23 protein-coding genes and 1 pseudogene are annotated in these 23,946 nt (G+C 35.6%); 3 read left to right on the top strand and 21 right to left on the bottom strand.

All coding sequences use genetic code 11. The features are described 5' to 3' along the window. Window positions 1-15: 15 nt before the first annotated feature. The 8 genes and pseudogenes from KDN24_RS25930 to KDN24_RS25965 form a co-directional block, all read right to left on the bottom strand. A complete protein-coding gene (locus tag KDN24_RS25930; RefSeq protein WP_409971053.1) occupies window positions 16-1,950 on the bottom strand; it encodes an FtsX-like permease family protein in 1,935 nt (644 codons plus the stop codon). After that, window positions 1,951-2,706: an ABC transporter ATP-binding protein gene (locus KDN24_RS25935; RefSeq protein WP_409971054.1), complete on the bottom strand. Its 756-nt coding sequence runs from the start codon at window positions 2,704-2,706 to the stop codon at window positions 1,951-1,953. Window positions 2,707-2,833: 127 nt separating this feature from the next. Continuing rightward, window positions 2,834-3,979: a VanZ family protein gene (locus KDN24_RS25940; RefSeq protein WP_409971055.1), complete on the bottom strand. Its 1,146-nt coding sequence runs from the start codon at window positions 3,977-3,979 to the stop codon at window positions 2,834-2,836. A gap of 123 nt (window positions 3,980-4,102) precedes the next feature. After that, the gene (locus KDN24_RS25945; protein ID WP_491348235.1) at window positions 4,103-5,137 is read right to left on the bottom strand and encodes a DUF418 domain-containing protein; all 1,035 of its coding nucleotides are present in this window, start codon (window positions 5,135-5,137) and stop codon (window positions 4,103-4,105) included. Window positions 5,138-5,288: 151 nt separating this feature from the next. Next, a complete protein-coding gene (locus tag KDN24_RS25950) occupies window positions 5,289-5,789 on the bottom strand; it encodes a methylated-DNA--[protein]-cysteine S-methyltransferase (RefSeq protein ID WP_409971058.1) in 501 nt (166 codons plus the stop codon). Then, the gene (locus KDN24_RS25955) at window positions 5,773-6,690 is read right to left on the bottom strand and encodes a DNA-3-methyladenine glycosylase family protein (RefSeq protein ID WP_409971059.1); all 918 of its coding nucleotides are present in this window, start codon (window positions 6,688-6,690) and stop codon (window positions 5,773-5,775) included. Before KDN24_RS25955 ends, KDN24_RS25950 begins: the two co-directional genes overlap by 17 nt. Further along, window positions 6,677-7,249: a bifunctional transcriptional activator/DNA repair enzyme AdaA gene (locus KDN24_RS25960; RefSeq protein ID WP_409971060.1), complete on the bottom strand. Its 573-nt coding sequence runs from the start codon at window positions 7,247-7,249 to the stop codon at window positions 6,677-6,679. The genes KDN24_RS25955 and KDN24_RS25960 overlap by 14 nt, the downstream gene beginning before the upstream one ends. 23 nt (window positions 7,250-7,272) lie before the next feature. Continuing rightward, window positions 7,273-7,512: pseudogene (locus KDN24_RS25965) on the bottom strand (isocitrate lyase/phosphoenolpyruvate mutase family protein); the annotation flags it as partial. Window positions 7,513-7,939: 427 nt separating this feature from the next. Here KDN24_RS25965 and KDN24_RS25970 point away from each other — a divergent pair. Then, on the top strand, window positions 7,940-8,431 hold the full coding sequence (locus tag KDN24_RS25970; RefSeq protein WP_409971061.1) for a hypothetical protein: 492 nt from the start codon (window positions 7,940-7,942) through the stop codon (window positions 8,429-8,431). Window positions 8,432-8,706: 275 nt separating this feature from the next. On the opposite strand, the gene KDN24_RS25975 is transcribed toward KDN24_RS25970, so the two are convergent. From KDN24_RS25975 to KDN24_RS25985, 3 genes are all read right to left on the bottom strand, one after another. Continuing rightward, window positions 8,707-9,579 carry a TRM11 family SAM-dependent methyltransferase gene (locus tag KDN24_RS25975; RefSeq protein ID WP_409971132.1) on the bottom strand — a complete coding sequence of 291 codons (873 nt, stop codon included), beginning with the start codon at window positions 9,577-9,579 and terminating at the stop codon, window positions 8,707-8,709. Between the two features lie 170 nt (window positions 9,580-9,749). After that, window positions 9,750-10,106, bottom strand: coding sequence for a nucleotide excision repair endonuclease (locus KDN24_RS25980; protein WP_409971062.1), 357 nt, complete (start codon window positions 10,104-10,106; stop codon window positions 9,750-9,752). Between the two features lie 62 nt (window positions 10,107-10,168). Next, window positions 10,169-10,840, bottom strand: coding sequence for a transcriptional regulator YeiL (locus KDN24_RS25985; RefSeq protein ID WP_409971063.1), 672 nt, complete (start codon window positions 10,838-10,840; stop codon window positions 10,169-10,171). An 80-nt stretch (window positions 10,841-10,920) separates the two neighbouring features. Between KDN24_RS25985 and KDN24_RS25990 the strand changes: the two genes are divergently transcribed. Beyond that, a complete protein-coding gene (locus tag KDN24_RS25990) occupies window positions 10,921-12,102 on the top strand; it encodes an MFS transporter (protein WP_409971064.1) in 1,182 nt (393 codons plus the stop codon). A gap of 137 nt (window positions 12,103-12,239) precedes the next feature. Here the strand turns inward: KDN24_RS25990 and KDN24_RS25995 are convergent, their stop codons facing one another. From KDN24_RS25995 to KDN24_RS26015, 5 genes are all read right to left on the bottom strand, one after another. Further along, a complete protein-coding gene (locus KDN24_RS25995; protein WP_409971065.1) occupies window positions 12,240-12,392 on the bottom strand; it encodes a hypothetical protein in 153 nt (50 codons plus the stop codon). A gap of 69 nt (window positions 12,393-12,461) precedes the next feature. Beyond that, complete coding sequence (locus KDN24_RS26000) at window positions 12,462-13,184, bottom strand: sulfite exporter TauE/SafE family protein (RefSeq protein ID WP_409971066.1); 723 nt, start codon at window positions 13,182-13,184, stop codon at window positions 12,462-12,464. 306 nt (window positions 13,185-13,490) lie between these two features. Further along, window positions 13,491-14,615, bottom strand: coding sequence for a DHHW family protein (locus tag KDN24_RS26005; protein WP_409971067.1), 1,125 nt, complete (start codon window positions 14,613-14,615; stop codon window positions 13,491-13,493). Between the two features lie 18 nt (window positions 14,616-14,633). Continuing rightward, a complete protein-coding gene (locus tag KDN24_RS26010) occupies window positions 14,634-16,025 on the bottom strand; it encodes an MBOAT family O-acyltransferase (RefSeq protein ID WP_409971068.1) in 1,392 nt (463 codons plus the stop codon). Then, window positions 16,025-16,573 (bottom strand): DUF4358 domain-containing protein, encoded by a 549-nt coding sequence (locus tag KDN24_RS26015; RefSeq protein ID WP_409971069.1) that lies wholly within the window; start codon window positions 16,571-16,573, stop codon window positions 16,025-16,027. Before KDN24_RS26015 ends, KDN24_RS26010 begins: the two co-directional genes overlap by 1 nt. A gap of 213 nt (window positions 16,574-16,786) precedes the next feature. Here KDN24_RS26015 and KDN24_RS26020 point away from each other — a divergent pair, with 213 nt between their 5' ends. After that, complete coding sequence (locus tag KDN24_RS26020) at window positions 16,787-19,108, top strand: M20/M25/M40 family metallo-hydrolase (protein ID WP_409971070.1); 2,322 nt, start codon at window positions 16,787-16,789, stop codon at window positions 19,106-19,108. A gap of 69 nt (window positions 19,109-19,177) precedes the next feature. Here the strand turns inward: KDN24_RS26020 and KDN24_RS26025 are convergent, their stop codons facing one another. The 5 genes from KDN24_RS26025 to KDN24_RS26045 form a co-directional block, all read right to left on the bottom strand. Next, window positions 19,178-19,969: a CPBP family intramembrane glutamic endopeptidase gene (locus KDN24_RS26025; protein WP_409971071.1), complete on the bottom strand. Its 792-nt coding sequence runs from the start codon at window positions 19,967-19,969 to the stop codon at window positions 19,178-19,180. A gap of 108 nt (window positions 19,970-20,077) precedes the next feature. Beyond that, on the bottom strand, window positions 20,078-20,872 hold the full coding sequence (locus KDN24_RS26030; RefSeq protein WP_409971072.1) for a MerR family transcriptional regulator: 795 nt from the start codon (window positions 20,870-20,872) through the stop codon (window positions 20,078-20,080). A gap of 60 nt (window positions 20,873-20,932) precedes the next feature. Further along, window positions 20,933-22,015, bottom strand: a complete 1,083-nt coding sequence (locus KDN24_RS26035) for a helix-turn-helix domain-containing protein (RefSeq protein WP_409971073.1) — start codon at window positions 22,013-22,015, stop codon at window positions 20,933-20,935. A 196-nt stretch (window positions 22,016-22,211) separates the two neighbouring features. After that, a complete protein-coding gene (locus tag KDN24_RS26040) occupies window positions 22,212-22,709 on the bottom strand; it encodes an LURP-one-related/scramblase family protein (RefSeq protein ID WP_409971074.1) in 498 nt (165 codons plus the stop codon). A 200-nt stretch (window positions 22,710-22,909) separates the two neighbouring features. After that, window positions 22,910-23,872: a helix-turn-helix transcriptional regulator gene (locus KDN24_RS26045; RefSeq protein ID WP_409971075.1), complete on the bottom strand. Its 963-nt coding sequence runs from the start codon at window positions 23,870-23,872 to the stop codon at window positions 22,910-22,912. Window positions 23,873-23,946: the final 74 nt, after the last annotated feature.

Below are 23,946 nucleotides of genomic sequence, written 5' to 3' on the forward strand. Positions count from 1 at the left end.
TATTTGTCCCCTTTTCTATTTATTTGATTTCGTTACAATTTTGTAGTAATTATTCACTGTCAAGAAGTAATAAGCGATGTAGATGCAAGCATACACGCCTATACAGATCATGACAGGAATCACCAAGTTTGTTTGCTGCAGCCTTGACAGTGCGGTCAGGGCAACTGCACAGTGTGCAATACCTGCTATTAATGGCAAAGCAAAAACAAATAATATTTGTCTCGAAATAGATTTCTTCACTTCCTTTTTATTCACACCAATTTTGTGTAATATATCGTAACGATCCTTGTCCAAATTGGCTTCCGTTAGCTGTTTAAAGTAAATAATGCTTCCTGTTGCCGCAAGGAATACTAAACCTAAAAATCCGCCCATAAAAATAAGCAAGCCTGTTGACTCCATTCCTTGCGCATAATCGGTATAAAAGCTTGAGAAATTGGCTTCATCTGGCAACATCGAATCAATGTCTTTCGTTAAGGCTTTTGCAGCATCTTCATCTGTTATTTCGTAAGCCTCCATATTAACTGCGTTTGATCCATTTCCTAATGTGGAAAATAACTCATCACTCACTACAACCGTTATGTTAGACGTATAAAGATTGAGGACATTAAATTTCTTCAATTCCTTAAATGTAATGCTCTCGCTTCGGTCATTCCCCTTTAAGGAAATCGTAGATCCGACATATTCTGGTGATAAGCCTTCGAAATAAGTAGCATCTAATGCAGCTGCCTCGCTTCCTTTCAATGATAGAGATTCATTCCTTTTCTGCACTTTTATCAATTTGTTATAGTTCTCATTTGAAATAATCGTATATTCCACTTCATCAGCTGAAATTTTACTATTCAAATTCGTAATATCCGCATTCAATTGAAGTGCTGGGATGCTCTCATGATAAATAATGTTGTGTTTTTTATCGTGTGAAATTCTGTCTTTTATTTGATCGGATCTATTTTCATCCTGCGAAATAAACATCATGCTATTTGGATTCGCAGTTTCAGCATTATTTCTATTGTTATAATAAAAACTATATGACGCCCCAACCGCCGTTAAAGTTGTCGCACTTAGAACGGCAATAATCGTTAATGTTCGCGCATTTCCTTTTATTCGATAAAGAAGCTGGGATGTGGTAATTAAATGGATTCCCTTCCAGAAGTAATTTTTATTTTTTCTTAAAATCCTTAATAGGAAGACAATACATGAGCTAAACAATAAATAAGTCCCTAAAATAACGGTGACTAATATAACGAGAGGCGTTACCATAAAGCCCATTTTTCTCCATGCATCTGATTCCAATAAATTTTGAAGGGCTAGCCAGTAGCCAATTCCAACTAAAATAACAGACAAAATCGCTATCACGACAGATGCTTTTGGCTCTTTCTCTCCTTCACTCTCTGCCTTAAATAACTCAATTAATTTAAAGCGATAAATTAAGCGATAGCCGTGAATCGAAGTAATAACCGTAATCAGGGTGAACACAATGATTGTGTTGAGAATCGCTGCAGATGAAATAACAAAATTTCCAACCGCATCATAGCCCATGACTTTCATTAAAAGTACAACAAAAAACTTAGACAAGATGGAACCAAGGACAATCCCAATAAAAAGGGCTAAAATCCCCATAATAAAGTTTTCATAAAAGAGCATTCGGCCAATTTGTTTCTTGCGAACACCTAATAATGAGTATAATCCGACTTCCTTTTTGCGTTTCTTTGTAAAGAATGAGTTTGAATACCAGATAAAAACGGCGACAAAGATCATGAGAACTACCGAAGCAGCGTTAAAGACGGAACTGATTTTGGTAGAAGAATCTGTAGTAGCTTGGATCGTTTGATCATATTTTAGTGAGACGAATGTAAAGTAAATGACAATACTAAAAATCATCGATGCAATATACAAGAAATAGTTCGTAAAGTTTTTCCTAATATTTTTCCTAGCAATGCTGAATAACGTCATTTACTGTCCACCTCCAAGTGAAGCGAGGACATCCATTATTTTTTGAAAAAACTCATGGCGAGATTTCTGCATTTTATGGATTTCAGCAAAGATCCTGCCATCTTTAATAAATAATATTCGTTTACAGAAACTTGCAGCAAAGGCATCATGAGTAACCATCAAGATCGTTGATTGATTATGCTCATTTAGTGCTGTTAAGCTTTCAAGCAAGCTTGTGGCAGACTTTGAATCTAGTGCACCAGTTGGCTCGTCCGCTAAAATTAAGCTTGGATTTGCTACAATTGCACGGGATGCGGCCGTTCTCTGTTTCTGACCTCCTGAGATATGATAGGGATATTTATTAAGGATTTCTCGAATTCCAAATGTATCAGCAATTTCCTCGACACGGGCTTTCATCTCTTTTGCTGGTACCTTTGATAAAGCAAGTGGGAGCAAAATATTTTCCTTTACCGTTAATGTATCTAGAAGATTATAATCTTGAAAAATAAACCCTAGTTGATTTCGACGGAAATCAGATAGCTTTTCTTCCTTCATTCTGACAATATTTTGATCCGCAATGATGATATCCCCAGATGTTGGAGTATCGATTGTAGAAAAAATATTTAGCAATGTCGATTTACCCGCTCCCGAAGGTCCCATAATTCCGATAAATTCGCCTTCTTTAATTTCTAAATTTATATCTTCTAATGCTTTATATTGATTTTCTTTTGAACCATATATTTTTTGAACATTTTTTGCTTGTAAGATTGTTTTCATTGAATAATCCTCCTTGTGTACTACAAAAATGATTATAATGACCGAACCTTACAGCATTTTAATATGAACCTTACATGAACCTTAAAAAAATAGGCAAACCCTGTTAAAGGATTTGCCGTGTATAAAGTCATTTTTTTCTTGGTATTAAATCCGCCACATTGTCAAAGTAGAAGACTCTTTTCCCTTTTTTCAGAATGATGATTAATGCATGGATAAATAAAACTGCCCACATCATGAATATGAATACGAAAATAGCCATTGTTATCCATACATGTATTGCATAGAAGGGGGACTCCATTTCTAACGTAACATTACTTATTATTTTTGATGACAAGGATGCCACCCAAGGTATATATAAGGCAATCGTTCTTTTTAGAAAGGACTGCCATGATGGGACGCCATGCTCTTCATTCGTAAATTTAAATCGCATGATATTCGTTCCAACCGTTTTTCCTCCCCATAAGATAGGGACAACAAAATACATCACAATAAAACCAACTGTTGTATAAACAAACTCTGCAAAGCCACTGGATGATAAGAGTCCAATTGTAAGAGACCAACTGAGTTTTATCACGATATAATCTATGAATACAGCCAATAATTGAGACAATGGAGGTACTAAATGGCTTTCCTGTATCTTTTCCTTTTTTGCTAAAAGTCTTTTTCTAGATGGGAACAAAGCAAGAATGATCGGAGCAATAAAAAAACCAAAAAGAGCACCCGTACTGTTCATTAATAGATCGTCAACATCAAATATGCGATATGGGCATTTGTAAATTCCATAAATCCCCGTTAACTGGGTTACTTCATAAAAAAGGGAGAGGATAAAACCGAGTCCTAAAGCCCTCTTCCAATATCGTTTCTCTCGGAAAAAATACCGTACATAGACTCCAAAAGGCAATAATAACAGAAAATTAAATGCAGCCTGCCAAAAGGCCATTTGATTAAATATCCGAATATATGTATGAGGTTTTGACCAAATAACCGAGCTGCTATTGAAAATATCCCAAACAAAAAAGAATGGCTTTAATGAATAATAAACGGTATCCGGTGATTGAAAAGCACATGTATTGCGAGTGGATGGAAGTGGCAAAAGAACTAAAAACAAAGCTGATAGCATATAGAAAATAAAGGAGTAAGTGACGATAGAAGCCCAAATACTTAAAAACCCATATTTTCGATAACTATAAATCAGCCATGGAATGATAAGAAAAAAACCTAATATACTAAACACAATAAATGCAACTTGTATTGGTAGGATATATACTGACATGAATGTCCCTCGTTCTCCCGTTAGTCTGCGATAAAATTAAAATCAGACAAAAATGCTCCTTCTTTGCAACATCTTGTCTGATTTATTATTGTTTTATTTTAAAATATCATGCAAATCGGATTATCATTTTCCCCTTCCATAAGTCATAAACCGCCATACTTTCTCTAATGGGCCCATCTTAAAGAACTTAAACCAAATGACGCTAAAAATAATCTGAATGACAAAAATGAAGATAGAAATGATGACAATATGATTTGGCGAGACAACCTCAAGTCCTAACCATGATATGAAGGCCAGTCCGATAAAGCTTTGTGCACAATAATTCGTTAAAGCCATTTGACCGACCCTTGCAATTGGTTGTAGAAAATTCGCGATACGTTTATTTTCTAAGATTAGAAATAAAGTTGATAAATAAAAGTAAGTGGCCGGTATTGCGCCTAAAGCGATAATCGATTGAATAAGTTGATCATCCCCTTGTGAAGCGACCCATATCCAAATCGAAAAACCAATAAAGAATGGAAATGTTATAATCTGTATCCACCTTATTTGTTTCTTCGAATCGCTTATACGTCTAAGCCAATCTGCTTTAGCTACTAAAAATCCTGATAAAAACATGATGAAAATAGTAAAAGTATCGTTCGCTAGAAGATCCATAACGTTAGAGAATATCCCCATACCAGGAGCGAAAATCCCTATTATAAGAGAAAGAATGTGAATAACAATAACTCCACCTAGCCACTTACTAAGTGTGGACACCTCTGCTCGATAAAAAGGGATAAGAAATAAACCTATAATGGCATACACTGCAAGAATCGATCCCCAAAAAATAAACATATGAACGATGCCAATAAGAAAGAGAGCTAATAAACGTCTGGTAAACCGCCAACGCGGCTTATCACCACGGCTTTCAGCGCGTGAGGCGAAAATATAAAACCCTACGCCAAATAAAAATGAAAAAATGGAAAAGAATTTCTTTTCGATGAATACATCGATTAAAGAGTCAATGATTCCATTCATTCCACTAAGATCTGGCATTGGCCCCCCTTCAATAAGAACTTTGTAGGCCCCTACATTAATAAATAAAATACCAAATAAAGCTAGACCACGGATAATATCTAAGGAAATAATTCTTTCTTTTTGCGTAATGGATGGATTCATTCTTTCCTACCTCTTTAATGAGTATTTAATTTCATGTTGTCAGTATAGTGCTCCATCCTTACACCATTTTAATGTGAACCTTACATAAACCTTAAAACGAAAAATAAAAAACCAGGCAAAACTGCCCGGTCCATTTTTGATTAGCGGATTTCTAAATCTCTATTTTTTGATTTACCTTTTTAAAAGATTTCTCATGTTCAAGCAGCCATTCCTTTCTCCACAGACCGCCTGCATATCCGGTTAATTTCCTATTAGAACCGATTACTCTATGACAAGGAATGACAATACTTAATTTGTTTTTTCCATTTGCACTTCCTACTGCTCTGACAGCTTTTTCATTCCCAATGGAAACAGCGATATCTTTATAAGACCCCGTTTCAGCATAGGGTATTTGCATTAAAGCGTTCCATACTGTTTTTTGGAAGTCTGTCCCTTCAAAATGGTATGGGAATGTAAATTCATAGCGATTTCCTTTAAAATATTCGTCAAGTTGGTGATAGCATTCTACTAAAATGGGGGGAGTTTCAGGCAGTAAAACATTTATCGTTTTATTCGCTTCAGAGAACAGAATCGAAGTAATTACTTCAGTGGTGCCGATTATTACTATCATACCAATCGGGGATTCATAATCTAATTTATATATATTTATCATATAAAGATCTCCAAAGATAAAAGGTAGCGTAAGCCTGCCAACCTTGCCAATTTGCTGCTAGTTGTTCGATCTCTTCTATAGTCGGTTTCCTTTCAAGTCCTAAAAGATTCTTTAATGCATGATGAAGGCCTACATCTGCAATTGGGAAGGAAGAAGGATTGTGCAAGCATTTCATCATCACATAATCTGCCGTCCATGCTCCAATGCCTCTAAGCAACATTAATGATTTATGAACTTGCTGATAATCTTGTTTCTGAAGCAATAATTCTTTTGTTAATTCGCCATTTTTCATAGCTTTAGCAATGCCAATAATATATTCGGCCTTCCTAGCAGTAAATTGCAGCTTCCTTAAATCCTCCACATCGACTGAAGAAATTTTTTCAAATGAAGGGAATAACCAAAACGTTTCCCCTTTGAAGGTTAGACATTCGCCAAATTGTTCAACGAAGCGTTTCTTTAATGTATAAGCAAAGGTTAAATTGATTTGCTGGCCGATAATCGCCCATACTAGCGCTTCAAATAAATCGGGAATGCATATAATCCGTAAACCATCGTATTTATCAACAAGTTTCTTTAAAACTTGATCTTCCCTAGCCATTTGATAAAATCCCACTAAATCCTGATCCAAATCAAACCATTCCCAAATATACTCTGCCACTTTTTTTCGAGAGTGGATAGATGGGCTGCTTATTGGGAAATCAACTTTTAAGCAATTATTGCTGTATTCAACTGTAAAGAGGATCAAAGCTTCATTTACTTTTATTAATTTATAGATAGATTCCTTTTTAATTTGATGAAGTACTTCCGTGTCTGACCTGCCTAAAAAAATTAAACACTCAGCAAAATTAAATTCCTTTGGTGGATAAATCTCGATATAAGATTCATGTTCAATCCAATTCATTTAAAAATTCCTTTCGATATTCACTTGGTGAACAGTTTTTTAAGCTTCGAAACACTTTATAAAAATTGGAAGGACTCTGAAATCCCACCTCATAGCATATCACTAGATTCGTCATAGCCGTGTATTTAAGAAGATAGGCTGCTTTATCGATGCGGATTTTTTCTAAATAAGTGCGCGGGGTTTCAGTGGTTTCCTGTTTAAATAATCGTTCCAAATAATAAGGACTTAAACCGACTTGTTCTGCTATATCTTTTAATATCAAATTTTGTTTATAATGATTGACTAAGAACGTAATGACATTTTTGACCACCCCAACATTTGGAGAATGCTCCACTTCTGGCTGACATCTTTTGCAAGCACGATAACCCGCTTTTTCAACTTCATTTATATCATAGTAAAATTCCACATTCACTTTTTTAGGCTTTCTTGATCTGCAGGAAGGACGGCAGTATATTTTAGTTGTTTTTACAGCAGTAAAAAATAGGCCATCATACTTTCGATCACAAGCCATTATTTTTTCCCACATTTCTTCAAACGAAAAATTTAAATTCGTCACCATTGTACTGCACTGTCCTTTCTACATTACTTCTCATATAAATGGGCTGTATCTTTATATGCTAATAATTCGCCAGCATTCTTTTCCAGAAAAGCAATCATTTTATCAGATAGGGCATTTAAGAAACTAAAACGTTTAACTCCTAATGTTTTTAGCTTATTACAATTTGTGAGAGTAGGTAAAGATAATACATTTAGTGGAGCATTACTATTCATTGCGATTTCTTTCATCTCATCATCTTCGCTCAAACTGGGAACAAATATCCCGCTGGCACCACTTTCTACATACGCCTTTGCTCGTTCTAATGTTTCTTGTAAAGGGTTTTGACCTTGTTCATTTTATTTCCTCCCAATGTTCATTGGACCCATTTTAACAAGTAATCATCCTCCATTTCGTCCTCATTCTTGCGCTTATGGTCTGTATATGAGACAAAAAAAGAAGCTGTATTGTGCTTCTCTTCTAGTCTTTTTGCGTATTTTGTTAATATCATCCACTTATGAATAAATCACCACTTAGGCGATAGTCACATAAATTGTTTAAAAGGATAGCACAAGCAATCCTAATAATTAGGCTCTGTTAAACGAAGCTGTTGATTTCCGCTCCAATCAACAGGTGTAAAAATCAATACTGTCCTTTAACAGAGAGTCAGTAATTAAAGGAAAATTGATCTCAGATAGGATTGGAGGGATGAAAATGATCAGATTTCTATCTTTTCGTGGCACAGTGACCATGATTAATGATTTTAATATCGGACAAAATGGTGAATCGGATGGTTGTTATAAATTAATGTCTGTTGAAAATGAAACTGGAGCATTAGTGAATTTCGTTGTATCGCCAAATACTTACTTTGTAGACCATGCTATGGTGACAACAGGTGATCAAGTAACTGGATATTATGATGGAAATGCACCTGTTCCTTTAATTTACCCTCCACAGTATCAAGCACTGGTCATCGTAAAAGAAAGCCCCTATCAAAATGTAAAAGTAGACTATTTTAACAGTCAGTTTGTGAGCAGTGATGGCCTATTAAAGTTAACTATTTCTCCCTATACTCCAATTGTTTTAAAAAATGGGCAACCCTTTACAAAAAATCCCGCAAACAGAAATTTAATTGTTACTTATGGACCAACTACAAAAAGTATTCCTGCTCAAACCACACCATATAAATTAATCGTTTGGTGTTAAGCATACAGAAGCTGCTAATTAATAAAGATAGTAGAGAGCGTCCTCTACTATCTTTTTATATTAAGTCTATTTTAAGGGCTCTGTTTAATCTTGCTTGTTGATTTCCGTTCCAGGCACCCGCTTTCCGCGGGCGGTCCGGGAGCCACCTCGGTGCTCTATCGCTCCTGTGGGGTCTCCCCTGTCCCTTCCTCCCGCAGGAGTCTCGTGCCTTCCACTCCAATCAACTTAGTAAAAAGACCAACATTAAGCTTTAACATAGCCATAATAAAAGGAATTTACATACATACAATCAATTCGCGAGCAAATGATCCTTTCTTAATGACAGATCGATCGATCATGACAAATCCCACTTTTAGGAGGATTTCATCGATTGGTTCAACCGTTACCACTACGACTTTTTTAGCAAACCTTCGGGCACTTTGGAGCATTTCGGTCTGCTCTTCAGGGGTGATAACAGAACATAAATTATAGGGCAAATCGATTATCGCTACATCATAATCATTTGTAATTTCACGGATGTCCTTTAATTTTACTTCTCCATTAAGCCCGAAATGGGCGATATTCTCTCTCGTTCCAGCAAGAATAAGAGGATTCTTATCGCTCCCTACTATATCAATCCCCATTGATAAAGCTTCCACTAATACAGTCCCAATTCCACAGCAAGGGTCAATTGCCTTTATTCCATTTGGATTAGGAATAGCGATATTCACAACCGCTCTAGCCACACGTGTGTTAAGCGCAGTGGAGTAACTATGCGGCCTTTGCTGATGTCGAAGCCAAACAGACTCACTTTTAACATAATCACCGAATACCCATCTTCCATTGACAACTATGACACCAAACAAGCGATCCGGATGTTGTAGATTAGCTACCCCATTCATATGTAAACCTATTTCCTTCTCTATTGCACGCCTTTCTCCAAATTCTACCTTTTCCGTTTTTGAAGGTCTTCCGTTTTTTACATAAATCACTTTAAACGTTTCACCGGTTATTTGTAGAGCTGTTACTTTTTTGAGAAGATTTTGCAGGCTTTCCTCCTCATACAAGACAGAAATTCTTTCCTTCATAAACGGACTTCGGCTTGGATCAATCTTTACATGGCTTTCCACAATGCCAGCTTGAGGCTCAACCCCAAATAATGAGCGCATTTCCAAAACACATAATGAACGCTCCTCCTCATAACAGTTGTAAGTATATAAATAGTTCGTTATTTTTTTATATTTACTATCCAACAATTGTCATCCTTTTTCTATCGAATTATAAAAGGCAATAGGTACGATCTCATTTGACTGTACCTATTGCCTCTCTTAATGAAATTTCACTTAAAAAACACCTTGTCTATATTGTACTTCGACTTGAGTTCATTAATAATATACGTTTCATAAATTTCTCTATGTACAGGGTCTTCAATCACACAAACTTCAATTTTAGTGACTTCATCTCTATACATTTTGATTGGAGATACAGTATCCTCAAAATGTTTTTTAATTCTTGGTCTCAACTTCCTTGCTTTACCAACGAATAATAGCTCTTTATTATTGTTATAAAACATAAAGATACCGCCCTTATCTCTAGGGATAAGATGAAAGTCTGTAAATCCATAAATATTACTTAGCTCAGGATTTTTCTGTTTTGTAATGGTAACAGATGGTTTTGGAATAGTTATATTTATCACTTACGTTCAAGTCCTCCTTCAATATCTCTTTAAATCCTATCATAAAATCAGTAAAGGATCTGTTATTCATTCTTCAATATGACCGAAAGCTCGTTTAATTTATGGGGCTGTTGAATACGATAGTGACGTCCTTCTTTTATCAAATAGCCTTTATCACAAAATTGTGCAAGGACATACAATAAATGGCGATATGATACGCCAAGAAAATCACATACGGTTACGTGTTTCTCTTTATATACTCCTTCATCAGCGGTTTGCAAAATAAAATCTGCTAGCCGGTTTTCAAGCGGAAAGGCGAGACTTTGTGAGTATTTTTCGGACATATATGTTGCTTTCATACTTAAAGATTTCGTTAGTTCACGAAGAAATGTCGTATCTTCGAGCATTTGTGTGCGACATTGATGAATCGATATCGCATAACAAACGGTCTTCGTAGAAGTCTGGATCCCTTTTGTGTAGTACACCTCATTTAATAGCTCCATTTCCCCAATATAATCATGTGCATTAATAAAATTGATTAAGGAAACTTTCCCATTTTGATACGTTACGTAAATTTTAGCCTTTCCCTCAATGACATAAAATAAGTAATCCGGCCGCATTCCTTCGCGAATAATCCATTCATCACGCTTATACTCACGGACTTCAATAAACGGTTCAATTGGAAAGGAAAATAAATGTGAAATGGAGTGTTCCTCCAAATATTGCTGCCTTTTCTGCTTTTTATATATTTCCATCGTCCCTCACCTTAAATATGAGATATCTCATATTATTGTATGTTTCTTCTTGTTAATATGCAATTATCGGGGGGATCAACTTGAATACACAACGATGGATGAACAGACAGTTCTTTAGCTTTTTTTTGACGTGGGGAGTTTTTCTGCCTTATTGGACGGGGTGGATGATTCATACAAAAGGAATTACAGTTCCAGAAGCAAGTTTGATTATGAGTTTAGGGTTAGTTGCACGCGGACTTTCTACCTTATTTGCATTTCCTTATTTGTCAGGGAAATTTAGTAGTAAGACCTTATTAAATGGAATGTCGATTGGCACGCTCATCGCTATTCTGTTATATATTCCAGTCAATTCTTTTGCGGGCTTACTTCTTGTGACATTATTTTTGAATTTCGTTTATCCTACTTTGATGCCTACATTAGACAGCTCAGCTAGCGTCCTTGTACAAAATAAGCAATTAAAACATTACGGAAAAAGCCGCTCATGGGGATCAATCGGATTTGTTGTGGCTGGCATGATTTTGACCTTCTTTACAGGAGCGCTTGGGGACGAAGTGATTTTATGGGCGATGTTACTTGGCACAATACTATTGATGTGTCTTGGTTTTATGCATGCACCTGTAGTTTTATCTGAAAAGCCACAAAAGAATGAAACAAAAAAAGGTGGCATGTTGACTTTATTTACGATCAAAAACTTTGGCATCGTGCTTATTATTGTAATCTTATTGCAAGCGGCACACGCCTCTTACTACAGCTATGGCTATATTTATTTACAGGAAATCAACGCACCTAAATATTTAATTGGTGTGATTCTTAATATTGCCGTGATCGCAGAAATTCTTTTCTTTTTCATTGCTGATCGAGCTTTCCGAAAATTCTCAGTTGGCTCCTTACTAACACTAGCAGCCCTCGGTTCAACCGTACGTTGGATCATTGTATTTGCTTTTCCTACTGTCATGATGTTCAGCTTCGCACAAATATTACATGCCTGCTCATTTGCGATGGCTCATTATGCCTTTATGAAATATTTAATTAAACATATTCCACACGAGCAAATTCCAAAAGCACAAGGAATCTATTCTGCCCTGGCATTGAGCTGGAGCACAGCGATATTTACTATTTTCGGCGGGTATTTATACGAAATGGAGCCAAGATATGCCTTTATCGGAATGATCATTTGCACAATACCTGCGATGTTGCTTGCACTCGTTTATCGAAAATTGGACGATAAAAAGGATGTTCAAACAAAAAGTCTCGTTAGCTAATTGTAAAAGGGATCTGAAATAGCATAATCTACTTAAAAAGGTGATACGAATTTGTATCGCCTTTCATGATGCCATCCTAATTTATTTTTCTTTGAAATTTAGCTTTTCACCTTATCTTGTTTAGCAAAAGGGAATGCCTAAAAAATATTAGCTAAATAGGATTGAATTGATTCAGGTAATAGTTGATAAAATAATCCTTCATATTTGATATCAAGTAGACCAGCAATGATAAAAACAATAATGAGTAAGAATATAAGGGGTTTCTTATTCTTTTTCGAAATCCAATTCAATAGACTCCCCTCCTCCAGAAAATAATATTGTAAGTAGTCCGTTAATAAAAGAAATATTGCCTTTAGTCATTACAATAATCCCAAACTTTCCACCAGCAAGTAAATCCCTGTAAACAATAAGATGATATATGTAAATATACGAAAAACATGTTGATTAATAAGCTTAAATAATTGTTGACCTAAATACAATCCTACAAATACTAAAGGTAAAGCCGATAAACTTGATACCCAGATTGTCTTATTTGTCCCAGCGAAAATCACTTGGATGAGTAAACTAACAAAGTATATAAATAAATAAAAGGCGAGTGCAGTAGCTCTCAATTTTTCTTTTTGCGTATTTGTTCCTGAAAAATATAATAATAATGGTGGTCCGGGCATGCCTATACTTGTTGTGAGTGAACCTGAGAGTCCACCTACAAGTAAATCTCTCTTCTTGTTTTGATTCATTCGAAACTGAAGAATAAGCATAATCGTTAATACTAAAATAATCAGGCTTACTCCTAACTTTAATCTATTTATATCCATTAACAAGAAGATTATTATTCCTATGGGCAGACCGATAATACTTCCTGCTACAAATCTTCTAATAATTTCAAAATCAATATCCTGTCTGATTTTCATTATTAAGGCACTAGAAATGATTAAAGACAATATTAAGTTTATTTGAATGGCCTCATGCGGTTCAAATAGAAAAAGAAGAAAAGGAGTAGCCAAAATAGAAAAGCCAAACCCTGTACTCGTTTGAAGGATGGAAGCAATTAAAATGATTGCAATAAATGCGATTATCTCCATAAAACACCTGCCCTTGTTAAAAACAAAAAAAGTGGGGTTTTAACTCATTCATCATCCCATTTTCTTATTTTAACAAACATCGCTAATTATTAAAGGGCAAACATTGTAACTTAAGATGGCATAGCTAAGCAAAACATATTGTTAATCTACCTAAAAACATACTAACATTAATAGCACAGACCAAGGCCATGGTTTGTTTTACTAATGTTAGTATGTTTTTTTATTGTTCTTATTAACCTGTCCGTTGATTTCCGTTCCAGACGCTTCGCTTTCCGCGGGGCAAACGGTGAGCCTCTTGTGTTTCCATTATGACTTTAACCATATTAGATTCGAATCGGCCATAAAATTTGGGATATTATACAGAAGTAAAACATCATCTAACTTGTTTTTCTCCAAATAGGAATTTAAGCCTGAATGGAAGTAGCGCAAATCAATTATATGAATTTCTTCGTAATGGTTTGCAAGAAAGGGAATGAACACATGAGCATAGGAGTCTTTAATAATAGCAAGCTTACGGCCATTTTTTACATGGGAGTGAATCGTTTGCAAGCTATGATTTCCATGTAAAAAGAAAGAATATTGATCTCGTTTCTGCAAGGAATCCCATTGATAGAGTGAATGAGTCACTTCTGTGGCTTCATCTGTTACCTTATAATTGACCGGAAAGCGTGGTTGAAATACTTCGATCACATCAGGCTTGACCGGAAACCCAACAAACTTTGAGGCATACGTACCAAGAAAATCAGTAGACACGTTCTTTGTAGAAAAATCAGCCATCGAATAAGATTCAAAACCAAGCGCTTCAGCCGCTTCGGCATATGCATAATAGGCGCCTCTCATCGTCCAGTGATGGTCTGTTTTAAAATAGATCCCCTCTTGCTTATGCGCATGTAAGGGCGGATAAATATTGATGAACTTAACACTGTCAGCTAGAAGCCCTTCTGCTTTTTCCAATACTGTTTTCTGTGAAGCGACTTTCGCAAATAAAGGCAGCTTATCTTTGTAAAATTCAACTGAAGTTGGAACGAGCATGAATGATACTTCTCTTGCTTTATTATTTCGAGAAAAATCTTTAACTTGCTCAATATTACGAGTGAATGTATCCTCTTCCTTTGCAAATTTCTCTAATAAAAAGCCATCCTTCGCAATAAAAACGCCATTTGTTTCACGCTTTCCTTGCCATTGCTCGGCCTTTGCCTTCAACGTTGTCCAGCCTATTTTTCCAGCAAACTGATCAGATAAGTAAGCTTCATAATCAGTCATATATTTCCCTGTGAGAATTCCCTTTATCGATAAAGATGGTCTTTGGGTGAGTACGCGGTTTTCCTGTTCAGAAAATGCTTGATCAGGAGTGAACATATTCCAAATACCGACTGCCAAAATAAAGAAAATAAATCCGCCCGTTATGAGCTTGTGATCAACAATTTTCACTCTCTACATGCTCACCTCCTAAAAGCGAAAATATAAAAAGGGGTTATATGTCGCCCCAACTAAATAAGCAGAGGAAAATAGAAACACGATTAAATAAAATAAAGGCTGAAGAAACGGTAATACAACGATACGTCTCACCAATCTTGATAGAGGTATAGAACCAATTAGCGCCATTAGCAATAAGATTAGGTTGGACAGCAATAAATATAGAAATGTTTGGTTTACGACTGCTTGTCCACTAAAGCCAAACATAATCACCAAATAGTGTAAGCCTACCGGCAAATCGTCAAATAGGAAGAATACCCAGCCTACTAATATAAAGAAAATAAAATACAAATGCTGAAAGATCGGGTGGAGCTTGAGCAAAGCTTTTTGCAAAAAGACCTTTTCAAGTAAAATAAGGACGCCGAAATAAAGCCCCCAAATGATAAAATTCCAGCTCGCCCCATGCCAAAATCCCGTCAACATCCATACGATAAGTAAGTTTATAGAGGTTCTCATCTTGCCTTTGCGATTGCCTCCGAGAGGAATGTATACATACTCACGGAACCAGCCGCCAAGTGTCATATGCCACCTTCGCCAAAATTCAGAAATGCTTCGAGAAATGTAAGGATAGTTAAAGTTTTGCGGAAACTGGAAACCAAGCATTTTCCCTAAACCCATTGCCATATCCGAATAACCACTGAAGTCAAAATATATTTGGAAGGAAAATGCGATGATCCCAAGCCATGCTGCTGCCATTGACAGTTCACCTGAAGGCAGCCCTTGAATTTCCTCCCAAAGTAAACCGATTTGGTTTGCAATAAGTACCTTTTTCCCAAGTCCAATTATAAAGAGCTTCACTCCATCAGAAAACAAGGAAAAAGTTACATGGCGCTGCGCAATTTCCTTCTCTATCCACTCATAACGCACAATCGGTCCTGCAATAAGCTGGGGAAACAGTGTAACATACATGGCAAACGAAATAAAATTCCGCTGTGCCTTCACCTTCCCACGGTAAACATCGATGATATAGGACATCGTTTGAAACGTATAAAAGGAAATTCCAATTGGCAAAGGCAAGTCCAAATTCGCAAGCTCCGTACCGAAAACATAATTAATGTTTTCGATAATAAAATCGACATATTTGAAAAAGAAAAGCACCGCCAAATTTGTCACAAGTGATAGGATAAGTACTAGTTTTGCGGCCCTTCGTTTACTTTTTTGAAATTTTGCAATGATCAGACCGTACCCATAATCCGCTAATGAAGAAAAAATAATCAAGCCGACATAAACTGGCTCACCCCATGCATAGAATATTAAACTCACGATGAGTAACACAATATTTTTCCCTTTAGCAGGACTAATAAAATAAAGAATCAAGGTGATAGGCAAAAATAAATAGAGAAATAGTAAACTACTAAAAACCATTACTTTGTTTTCGCGTCAAAAATTTCCGCCATTTTATCAGGGTGATCGTACGTAATATAAATTAACTTATTGCCATTTTGTTTAATTATATTGTTTTTTACTTTTTCAAATTGATCAGGCAAGTATTGGCTCCATGTTTGAGTTTGTGCGGCAAGCTCTTTTTCTAATGCTGTTTTTAACGAAGCAGCAGCTGTCTCGTCCTTTGCTTCAAGTAAAATGATTTCATCTGAATTGATATTCATCAGTGCTGCAATGACATAGCCAGCCTGCAATTGCTCCTCTTGAATGCCTAATTTCTCTAAGTAGAAATCACGGTCGGGATTTTCAGGATCCGTCAAGTCAATCTCGAGATAGGAAAGTAGTTTTCCGTCCACAACCGGCTCTGCAAATCCACCATTCTTTAAATCCTCCACAATCACATCTTTAATTTGCTTATGAACATCAGCCAATGATACTTCTTGCTTGTCATCATCCTTTTCCTTATTTCCACACGCAGCCAGCATCGCCACGCCCAGGATTAAACTCATGATAAGAACCCATTTTTTCATTCTGACATTCTCCTCGCTGTCCATATTTTTTAACTACTTTTTAGACGGAAAAATTTTTATAAGGTTACAACGAAGTTTGGTTTTTATCGAGCATTTAGGATCCTTTTTCTTCATAACAATGGTATTATTTATTCTTTACCATTCCAAAACCATATTTTACACTTTATACTTATTTTATATATTTTTTATTTTCAGTCTAAAGGAGCGAATGAATTGGAAATAATTAAGCCTACTGAAACGAAGCTACAAGCTCATGAAAACGTGAAAAAATCTGTACTTATTTTCATTTCGGTTGTTGTCATTATTTTCGGGGCGATTTTTATAAGTTTTTTACAACTACAATCACCTAAGGTTGTACCGGCTACTGATGCATCAACTACGTTTTCTGCCGAGAGAGCTTTCTCCTATTTAGAGAAATTTGCCACTGCACCACACCCGCTTGGCTCAAAGGAACATGATAAAGTTCGAGATTACTTGATTGGGGTTTTAGAAGATTTAGGTGTTGAACCCGAAATTCAGAAAGCTAATTCCCTTTATCCTCTTGGCTCATGGGTATTAGGAGGGACAGTCGAGAATATTATCGCCAAAATAGAAGGAACGAATTCTACGAATGCCATTATGCTTGTTGCTCACTATGATTCTGTTCCAGGAGGTCCAGGTGTATCTGATGATGGTGCTGGCGTTTCAGCGATTTTAGAGACTGTAAGAGCCTTAAAGGAAATGAAACCTCTTCAAAACGATGTCATCATCCTTTTATCAGATGGGGAAGAGAATGGCTTGCTTGGAGCAAAGGCGTTTGTTGAAGAACATCCATGGGTAAAAGATGTTGGGTTAGTGTTAAATTTTGAAGCACGTGGAAACAAAGGTCCCTCTTTTATGTTTGAAACGAGTGATAACAATGGCTGGATTGTGAAGGAGTTTGTGAAAGCTGCACCGACACCTGTTGCCCAGTCATTTATTTATAGCCTCTATAAGCTAATGCCAAATGACACGGATCTTACGATATTTAAAGCGGCAGGTCTTAATGGGCTAAACTTTGCGTTTGGTGAGGGTGTTGGCCATTACCATACAACAAGCGATAACCTTGAAGAACTAAGTAAAGAAAGTCTCCAGCATCACGGCGAATATATGTTAAGTCTTGTTCGGCATTTTGGGGATATGGATTTAAATCAAACTAAGGATGGAAATCAATTATTTTTTAATATTTTCGGTTCAACAATGATTACATACTCAGAAGATCTGGTAATTCCAATTACGATGTTTGTAGTTATTTTATTCGTACTAACAATGGTACATGGATATAGACGTAAGAAACTATCCATTCTTGGAACACTTGCTAGTCTTCTCGTTATGATTGGCGGAATGGCAGGAGCCTTTGCGATTGGACTCGGACTATGGAGATTACTTACTGCCATTTTTTCTGAGAAAGCATGGATACTGGAAACAAATATTACATTCGGAACGATCTACTTGATTAGTTTTTCAATTATTGTTTTTGCCTTTATCAATTTTCTATATATGTTGGCCCATAAAAAAATCAAAGTAGGCAGCTTAACGATGGGTGCCCTGCTCATTTGGTTAGTCCTTTTAATCATAACAAGTTTTCTATTAAAAGCAGGCAGCTATGTTTTTGCTTGGCCGTTATTATTTGGACTAATTGGTGTAAACATTGTTATTCTTTTAAAAGAAAACTCATGGAAGAGTTATTTTATCACAGCGGGATTTGCGATCCCAGCGTTCTTAATTCTCTCACCTGTTATCTATCTTATTCAAGCACTCGTATCTATGAATCTTGCAAATGTACTCATGATCCTTGTTTTCCTACTAGGGACATTGCTCATCCCCATTTTCAGCACATTAAAGCTGAAATCAAATTGGATGATGCCATCCTTCCTTTTCAGTGCAGGACTAGTGGTCATGATCTCAAACAGTATGAACATAAATAATACGCCAACGGCAGAACATCCAAAAGTAAGCGATATTACGTATTACATGAATGAAGATACGAGCAAAGCATATTGGGCTGCCTCATATGCTTTAGATGAATATACATCGAATTATATGAGTGAGGATGTTAAGGAAGGCAACACTTCTGAATTTTTTCCTTTGTTAAACTGGGATGTAGCCTATTCCGAGGCTGAATTATATGATATGAAAGCACCTAGTGTAACAGTACGATCAGACGAGCTAGAAGCCGAAAAGCGTACAATTGAATACGAAATAAAAACAAATCGTCAGGCTGAAGAAATAATAGTGAAGTCTTTGGCAAAGATGAATGTCTCACAACTAATCATCAACGGAAAAGAAGTAGAATTAGAACAACACGGATATACAAAAGAGCAGCCATTACAATTCACATATATTGTAGGTCAAGCAGGAGCGTTTCATGTAGAAGTAACGGTTGATGCGAATGATTCAATTGAATGGATTGTCGCGGATCGGTCTTATCGTATTCCTGAAGTCAGAGGTAATCGCCCACCCGAATTTAGTACGTATGGCGATCATTCCTTTGTGATGAAGACGATTCGAGATTGATTGCATTTTAAAACAAAGAGCTGCTTTAGTGGGCAGCTCTTATTATTTGCAAATAAGTATTAATGTTCATTAATCATATAATACTTTCTTTGGATTTATAACGATGATTAAAATCGCTACTAGTAAATAAAAAATGGCGTTATACATGATTAAATCGATTAAGTTTCCATTGATGATTCCAATAAAGAAATTAAAGGATTGATGGATGATGATCGGGACGATTAAATTCCGATTTATGTTATAAAATGTGGTCATGATGACTGTAGTGGATAGGATTGCAATCATAAAGAATAGCATATATTTGATTAAATCTATGCCAACGTACCCTGTAGTAAACCATATGGGTAGATGCCACATCCCCCACCAAAATCCGAGGATAATCGAAGATTTTAATGGCGAATGTCTCTTTTGGAGCTCCATTAGAGCAAAACCTCTCCACCCTATTTCTTCTCCTAGTGGCCCCGACAGAAGATTTTTCAAAAAGAAATAGATCAGCATTCCCCATGAAGATATCTTAAAAATGGAGTCTGCTTCACTGTTATTAGATACGAAAAACGTTACCATCAAAACTATGAAGACTTGAATCGCTATTACAGTAAGAATCACAGAAAATTTAAGTTTATTTTTGAATTTATCTTTTACAAATTGTATAAAACTCTCCCCAGGATAGATTTTCTTAAATAGCGCTGCAAAAGCAAAGGTTGAGGACCAAGCTGATATACAGAGCATTACATTAAAGGCCCATTCAGGAAACTCTAACATTTTTATGGCTCCTACAAGACAAAAAAGTGGAAAAAAAATGATATTGGTTAGCAGAATAAAACTTGCTACTGGTTTTTTTAGTTTCTTTTCACTATTCATGTATAATCCCCTATTCAAACTAAGTATTTCGTAAATACAATTTGCTCATATTTACGAATACATTCAGCTTAAACCTAGGAGTTACTCACAGGTCAATACATGTTTGCATTATTTTATAGGCACATACATTTCTAAAAATACACGTTCAAGTCCATCTTCATAAGTGGTAAGTAATAGATTTATATAAACTAGCCCCAACAGTTCATACCCATTTTCAATTGCTGCTTTTCTTAAACTAGCTTCCACGTTATGGTCAGTATTTTTTCCACCAGTTGACCATCTTCCATCTTCAATAACGGTATACATACATTTGGAATGAGATAGAATTTCACCTTCAAGTTCTTTATGAAAGTCTTCTACTTTTCTAACAATGATAAACTTATCTTCTAGAATACCATCGTCATTGAATTTTATGACTCTTCTTAAAGAGGTTAAAGTAACTGCTTTTTTCAAGCTGTCCATGTTCTCTTTAAGCGTTTCATATTCATCATACGCAGTGTAATGCTCTATTTCTCCTTTTATTTCTAAAGGCTTCATTTCTTTTACTGTGTATTTTCCTAAGAATTGTTTAATTTTTTCGCAATCTTCTTTTACGATCTGAAGCTTTTTTAAAAGAAGCTTTTTATATTCTATTTCTTCTAAAACCTCTTGTTCTTTCTCTTCTAATAATGATTTTATTCCCTCTATACTCTTGCTTTTTCTTAATTCCTGAATTTTTTTTATTTCAATATCCATTTCTCTATAGAAATTTACTGTGGTTATATCATATATATCAAAACGATTATATTTTCTATAACCATTCTCAATGTTTTGCTTAGGTTTTACTAATTCTTTTTCTTCATAAAATTTTATAGTATCTCTAGATACACCTAAAAACTTAGCAACTTGTCCAATCGTATACATTTTGCCTCCACCTGTTATTAACATAGAATTTTTATACTATATACATTAAATTTTTCTTTTCTAATTCCTTTTTGTTTTATTAATAAGTGTGACATATTGTGTATCACCATAACCTAATGTCGGAAAAATTTTGAATAACCGCTTCACTAATTCAGGGGTGGATACGTCCTTATTTTTTAAAATATATTTTACAACTGCATTATTTTCAGTCTGCATGTCTAAAAACAGGTCAATGGCTTGATACATGACAGGAAGTAATTCACTTGACGGCTTTTTATGATTGATTAACACCTCTTCGTACAAAGCACGATAGCTGCCTAATGTCAGCTCTGTTTGATTGACTTTAAATTCATCCTCTCGGAAATTGTTTAAAAACACTTTACCTGTATACTGCGCTTGTTCTAAATAAGCAAGGAGTGTGAGAAGGTTCATCTGACAAAACATGTCCTCACCAAACCATAAAACAATATATTGATAGTCTTTCTTAAACAGATTTTCTAATGGATTTATTACTTTATGAATATAATTTTCAACGGAATCATGATGGCCGGAAGCTCTAATTTCAATAAACTCGTCATCAAACACTTGTCTTGTGGTCGTATTAACACACATCGCTTCATTAAAAGGTACATAGTCAGAGTCTCCCATAAGTTTTTTCGCTTTGAACTCTTCATACATCATTTGCCCATTTAAGATGTTTAGCACATCTTTATCAAATAGTTCTTTGTTCACATTTTGTAACTGTTTAACTTCAATTTCCCGAGATAAAGCCATTTTGCATCCATCCTTACCTTGATTAATCGTAAGTTTAACAAATGATTGAACCGGCCTATTATTCATCTGAAATTCTCGCGGACTTATACCAAAAACCGTCTTAAAGGCTCGACTATACGCTTCTTGTGAGGAATAACCGTAATCAACAGCAATGTCAATGACCTTCCGATTGCATTTCAAATCTTCCAAAGACAAATACAATCTTCTAAGAAGTAGATAGCGCCGAATACTTATACCAGTTGCCTGATGGAATTTAAAAGAGCAGTAATAAGGAGAATATCCCATATAATTCGCTAATTCATCAAGTGAAAACTCAGTTTTTAAATTTTCTTCAATCCAATCAATCATAAGCTGCATATAATCATTCATTTGTCTCACTCCTGAATAAAATTATATGTTGTTTCCATTTTATTCTTATGATATTTCTTGTGGTTTTTAAAATAAATTACTGCACTTTATTCCAACTATCTATTCTATTCATTTATAAACAGTCTCTTTTCTAAAGAAAAGCCTATTCAAGATTTCTTTATCTTGAATAGGCTTTTGATATTGTATGTCACTATCATTAAGTCGTTGCTGCAGAGGAAGCAGCTGCATGATCAGCCTTCACACAATCAATGGCAACAACGAGCGCAATAATGATAGTCTCCATCTCTTCATTCAATATTTCAACCTTGTAGCTATCGCCCCAAGTGAACCACTCCTTATTCACTTTACCAACGACTTCACCGTGCTGTAATACTTGAAAATCCATATCCCACCAGTTGCCATGCACCTCTATGCCTGCCGCATCAATCGTATAGCGTGCTTTAAAGAAAGAAAACTCCTTCTTAATCGTTAGCACTTCTCGCCCATTCACCTCAACAAAAAACTTCGGTAAAAAGCTGAACACCTTTTTCGTAATAAGCGCAACTTCATCTCCTGTTGAATTCATAATGGAGAAAGTCTTTGGAATTTTCATAAAGCTGCCTTCTACGTAATAAACATCATTCTCCTGCTGATCCTTTACCGTAAATTTGCTACTTAGACTGAATACCTTCTGCTTTATATAAAGTTGCTTCATACTATGCCCCCTTTAACATTTCATATTACTAAATTACCGATTTTATCATAGACGTTAATCGTGACAGAAATGATTTTTTGTGTTTTCTTAATAAAATTATATTTATTATATATATTCAACGCAGTATATCAACATTAAAGAAGTTTCTGTTGAAGAAGTCCAAGATGTATTGAAGCAATTCCAGTTTTAACTGGTACAGCTTATGGGTAGAATAAGCATAATCTCTTTTGTAAAATTTCTAAGACTTCCTCTGGCACTTCCTTGACCTTGATATCCCCACCTAGGAAAAGTAGCCAGTTTGTTATTTCGGTCAATTCTTCGGAATTCGTAACATTAATATAAGTCTTTAAAATGGCTGTGGTTTGGTAAGGATTCGTATAGGAAATTGAAACGTTTAAAGGATGGTATTTTCTGAACTGGGCAATCGCCTTTGGACCAAGTTCAAGGACAAGGTTCATTACCTCCTCCTGCTTACTTAGTTTTTCTGAAATCTTCTTCCTGCTTAATCTTTTTTTCGGAGGATATGGTTTGATATCAGCGAGATTGTCGACAGGGAAAATTTGTCTTTTTTCAGTCTTTAAATCAAAACCTTCAATTAGCCAAATGCCTTTTTCATGATAAAGGTGCAAGAGATAAATTGGATAAGACTTTATTCCCCGCTCTTCTTTGGTCGTAATCAATAAATAGCTATCTAAAAGGAGAATTTGAATGAGTTTTTCTAACATAGGATGGGGTAGGTCTGATAGCTCAAGTAGGTCGGGATTATTAGGATTAGTCCCTTCAAAAAGCAAGATTTGATTTAAAAGAACAAGATCATCTTGCTGGTTTTCTGAAATGAGGCCTAGTAATTTTTCAGCTAAAGACTGTCGACTCTTAAGATAAGGGAGTTGTTGATTTCTTGTGGCCATAAAGGCAATAAAAAGAGCTTTAATCTCATTATCAGTAAAGTGTACAGTAGGAAGAACAGAGTTGTTCATGACAAAATAACCCCCGTCCCTTCCAACTTCAGCGACAAGTGGCATCCCCATGCCTTCAATTTCTCTAATATCTCTAATAGCTGTCGAACGAGAGATATTAAATTCTCGCATGATTTCAGAAATTGTAAAGTGGGCGCGGTTGTTAATATACCGCATGATAATATTAATCCGTTCAACTTTTTTCATCGGATTCTCCTAAACAGTATCATTTTTTGACATGGTTTAAAGTTATTATAAACTCATCAAATGAAAAGACAAAT

The sequence above is a fragment of the Cytobacillus sp. Bva_UNVM-123 genome (assembly GCF_046351715.2).
Taxonomy (GTDB): Bacteria; Bacillota; Bacilli; order Bacillales; family Cytobacillaceae; genus Cytobacillus.